The 4,144-nt window shown below is 73.2% G+C and carries 4 protein-coding genes; 2 read left to right on the top strand and 2 right to left on the bottom strand.

Annotated elements, in window-relative coordinates:
* The first annotated feature begins 19 nt into the window (after positions 1-19).
* Positions 20-1,123, top strand: a complete 1,104-nt coding sequence (locus tag JNW98_RS34020; RefSeq protein WP_223772152.1) for a slipin family protein — start codon at positions 20-22, stop codon at positions 1,121-1,123.
* A 440-nt stretch (positions 1,124-1,563) separates the two neighbouring features.
* Here JNW98_RS34020 and JNW98_RS34015 read toward each other — a convergent pair whose 3' ends face one another.
* Complete coding sequence (locus JNW98_RS34015) at positions 1,564-2,010, bottom strand: subtilase-type protease inhibitor (protein ID WP_223772151.1); 447 nt, start codon at positions 2,008-2,010, stop codon at positions 1,564-1,566.
* Between the two features lie 459 nt (positions 2,011-2,469).
* Complete coding sequence (locus tag JNW98_RS34010) at positions 2,470-3,522, bottom strand: YhgE/Pip domain-containing protein (protein WP_223772150.1); 1,053 nt, start codon at positions 3,520-3,522, stop codon at positions 2,470-2,472.
* A gap of 184 nt (positions 3,523-3,706) precedes the next feature.
* Between JNW98_RS34010 and JNW98_RS34005 the strand changes: the two genes are divergently transcribed.
* Positions 3,707-4,144: PHP domain-containing protein (locus tag JNW98_RS34005; RefSeq protein WP_223772149.1), on the top strand; the 438-nt coding region annotated here is incomplete at its 3' end.

Below are 4,144 nucleotides of genomic sequence, written 5' to 3'. Positions count from 1 at the left end.
TGGGACACAGGGGGCCGTGATGGTCGAAGACCTCGTGGTGGCGGCCGTGGCCGCGGCGTCCGCCGGAGCGGTGTACCTGATGGCGGCGGCCCGGGTGGTCAAGCAGTACGAACGCGGTGTGGTGCTGCGCCTGGGCCGGCTGCGCAGCGAGGTCCGGCCACCGGGCTTCACCTTGATCATTCCGGGCGTGGACCGGCTCCGCAAGGTGAACATGCAGATCGTCACCATGCCCGTGCCCGCCCAGGAGGGCATCACCCGCGACAACGTCACCGTGCGGGTCGACGCGGTCGTCTACTTCAAGGTCGTCAACGCGGCCGAGGCCGTCATCCAGGTCGAGGACTACCGCTTCGCGGTCTCGCAGATGGCCCAGACCTCGCTGCGGTCCATCATCGGCAAGAGCGATCTGGACGATCTGCTGTCCAACCGGGAGAAGCTCAACCAGGGCCTGGAGCTGATGCTCGACAGCCCCGCCATCGGCTGGGGCGTGCAGATCGACCGGGTGGAGATCAAGGACGTCTCGCTGCCCGAGACGATGAAGCGCTCGATGTCGCGGCAGGCGGAGGCGGAGCGGGAGCGCCGGGCGCGGGTGATCAACGCGGACGCGGAGCTGCTGGCGTCGAAGAAGCTGGCGGAGGCCGCCGCGACGATGTCCGCGCAGCCGTCGGCCCTGCAACTGCGTCTGCTCCAGACGATCGTGGCGGTGGCGGCGGAGAAGAACTCGACGCTGGTGCTGCCGTTCCCCGTGGAGCTGCTGCGGTTCCTGGAGCGGGCGGGGGCGGGGGCGGGGGCGGGGGCGGGGGCGGGGGCGGGGGCGGGGGCGGGGGCGGGGGCGGGGGCGGGAGTAGGGACAGGGACGGGAGCCGGGGGGCCGGCGGAGGAGCGGGTGGCCGGTGAGCCGGAGCCGGCCGTCGGTGAACGGGCCGAGGGTGAGCGGGCCGTCGAGGGGGGACGGGCCGAGGGTGAGCGGGCCGTCGAGGGGCCGAAGGCGGCGGGGCCGGCGGTCGAGGGCTGGAGCCCGGAGGAGCGCCTGGCGGAGGAACGGGCCGTCCGGGACCGGCTCCGGAAGAGTGAGAGGGAAGACGGGGAAACAGCCACCGGTGAACAGGGCGTTCCGGAGCCTTAGTTGGCGCAGTGCGGACCAACGGGGGCGGTGACGAGCGGGTCTTGGGGGCGTGGGCGCGTTCGCGGGGCGTGTGCATGGTCATGCACGCGACCGGAAGTCGCCCTTGTGCACCCCCGCCTTGGATGGGGACACTCGGACGACGAACTTGGCATGGACGCGCCTTCCTGTCACGGGACGCTGCCGTGCCCTCGTTCGCCCTCTGGACCCGGATGCGGACCTGCCGCCGGGTCCACCCCCCACTGGAGGTGCCGAGTCGACGACCTTCCGGCCGGATGCCCCCGGCGCCGCGGGCGCCGGACGCGCGCGACGGCCGAACCCCCGGGCGGCGAGCGGGAGTCACCCGTTCCGCCCGGCCGCGGGCGGCGGCCCCCGGACACACCTCCACGGTGTCCGGGGGCCGCCTCACGCGCGGGGCCTACGGGCTCACGGCCCGGCCGGCGTCAGAACTCGAAGACGGTGCTCTTGCTCGCCTTCATCTCGCACGGGTTGCCGAACGTGTGCTCGTACTTGACGCGCTGGCCCTCCCAGACGCCCTCCGCGGTCACGACGAAGGGGTTCCACTCCTTGGTGCAGGCCGTGCCGGACTTCACCTTGGTGAGGTCCGCGAAGTTGCCGTTCACCGAGCGCAGTTGGTCGCATGCTCCACGGGCGTCCGGGTGGGAGCCGCTCGGCTTGGGCATGCAGTTGAGGGTCACCGCACGCTGGACGCCGGCGGAGGCCGCCTTGTCGCCCTGGCCGACGGTGAGCACCAGTGCCGAGGGCGCGTACAGGCTCTGCTGGGCGGCGGGTGCGGGCGCGGGTGCCGCGCTAGCGGTGGCCCCGGCCCCCACCAGGCTGCCCAGGATCAACGCTGACCCCAGGGCGATCCCCCCAGTGATGTACCGCATTCCGAACACTCCCTTGTTCGTGGGTTCTGATAACGCTCGGAAGTTTGGCCCATGCGGTGAGTGAACGCACATGGATCGATCGCTTTCAGTCGCTGGTTGAAAGCGTTGTGTAGTGGCTCGTTTCCGCTGTTCATCGAGGGGTGGGAGGGGTGTCGTATGCGATCGGGGTGCCGCGGGGCGTCCGGTCTGATGGGATTGGGGCGATTTATTGTTTCAGGAGTATTGACCTGCGGTAATCCCTTGCCATCGTTGATTGGACTTTAACTGCCCCTTGGAACTTAAGGATTGACAGGCCGTCGATCCGATGATTCCAGAGTCCGGGGCGGAGGGTCCGGCTCCGGGGAGGGTCCGGCCGAAAAGAGGGCCGGCCGGGGCGGGGGAGGGATTCCGGACGGCTCGGGTATGGCTCGCTAATGACCGAAGAGGCGCCATCCCGACCGTCTGGTATGGGAGTTCAGGTCACCTGTGCGTCGTTTCCTGTTCGCCATGGACCTGGTTTCGTCCGCTGGTGGTCTTCTTCCGTTCACGGAGGACCACGCCCGCCAGGGTGACCACCGTGCCGGCCACCGCCCAGCCGGACAGCACCAGGAGGGGGCAGGTCAGGGCGTTGCCGTCGAAGTAGGCGAGGGAGCGGGCCGACCAGGTGCCGGCGCCGGGCGGGAGCGCCGGGCCGATCGCCCGCCAGAAGGGCGGCAGCAGGGGATAGGGGTAGGCGCCGCCCGCGCTCGGGTTGCCGAGGACGACGACGAGCGCGATGGCCAGCCCGATGCCGACGACGCCCGCGAGGCTCTGCAGGGCGAGGGTGAGGGCGCCCACCGCGAAGACCACCAGCGTCCCCAGTCCCCACAGCGGGGCGACGCCGGCCGGCAGCGCGTCCAGGACCGGCCCGGCGACGACCGCGCCGAGCAGGCCCGAGACGGCCGAGTAGACCGCGAGCGCGGCCAGCCGGATGACGGCGCGGTGGCGGTTGGCGGGGCGGGCGCCCGCGCTGATCGCGAGGATCGCGGCGCACAGGTACCCGCCCACGCACCAGCCCACCACCAGGTAGAACGAGGTCAGGCCGCGGGAGTCGCCGGCCGCGGCGGGGGCGGTGTCGACGACCTTCACCGACCGGTGCTCGGCCGCCTCGGCCCGGGTGACGACCGCCTCGGCGGCCTGGGCGAGCGAGGCGCCCGCGCCGCCCGCGACGAGCAGGGTGTCCGTGCTGCCGCGCGGGTCGACCACCAGGGCCGCGTCCAGGTCGCGCTCGCGCAGGCCCCGCTCGGCCGCCGCCCGGTCGGCCTTGACCTCCGGCTCCAGCGGGTCGCCCGGCAGCCGCCCCAGCCGGTCGGCCAGCGAACCGGCCACCTGCCGGGGCGCCACCACGCCCAGCCGGATGTCCTGCGGCTTCGGGTGGTGGAAGGCCCCCACGTAGGAGGCGATGAAGGCGAGCTGGAGGACGAGGACGCCGGTCACCAGGAGGGCGGCGCGGCCGGTGACCGCGTCGCGCACCTCCCGGACGAAAGAGCTCATGCCCCGAGCCTGCGGGGTGCGGGTGGGCGGCGCAGGCGGGGTGGGGCCGATCGGGGGAGCCCGGGTGGGCCGCTCGCTCGCGTGTTCGTACGAATGTTCGATGAGTGGTTTATGGTGGAGAAAGAGGGGCGGAAATCGGCCAGGGGGTCATGACGGGCGGAACGGCGGAACGGCGGGAGGTGCGATGACTGCTCGTTCGGCGTTCCCGTCGGAACCGACGCGTCCGGGGTCGTCGCGGGTGTTCCCGGAGTTTCCGGCGCGCCCGGCCGCCGTCCCGGCCCGCCCGGCGGGCCCGCGTCGGGCGGCCGGCGCCTTCACCCACCTGCACACCGCCTCCGGCTTCTCCGCGCGGTACGGCGCCTCGCACCCCGAGCGGCTGGCCGAGCGGGCGGCCGAGCGCGGCATGGACGCGCTCGCCCTCACCGACCGCGACACCCTCGCCGGCGCCGTCCGGTTCGCCCGGGCCACCGCCGCCGCCGGGGTGCGCCCGCTGTTCGGCGTGGACCTGGCCGTCCGCGGCCCGGAGCCGGCGCCCGGCGAGACCGTCCGGCGCCGTACCCCCGTACGCGGCGGCGCGTTCGTCGACGAGTCCGCGCCCCGCGCCGTCTTCCTCGCCCGCGAC

Origin of the sequence: Streptomyces huiliensis (genome assembly GCF_020037025.1) — a bacterium.
GTDB classification, from domain to species: domain Bacteria; phylum Actinomycetota; class Actinomycetes; order Streptomycetales; family Streptomycetaceae; genus Streptomyces; species Streptomyces huiliensis.
This window is presented reverse-complemented; position numbering and strand designations above follow the sequence as displayed.

Excerpts from the sequence above, each read along its gene's own strand:
- JNW98_RS34010 (WP_223772150.1), bottom strand. The coding sequence starts at position 3,522 with ATGAGCTCTTTCGTCCGGGAGGTGCGCGACGCGGTCACCGGCCGCGCC.
- JNW98_RS34015 (WP_223772151.1), bottom strand. The coding sequence starts at position 2,010 with ATGCGGTACATCACTGGGGGGATCGCCCTGGGGTCAGCGTTGATCCTG.
- JNW98_RS34020 (WP_223772152.1), top strand. The coding sequence starts at position 20 with ATGGTCGAAGACCTCGTGGTGGCGGCCGTGGCCGCGGCGTCCGCCGGA.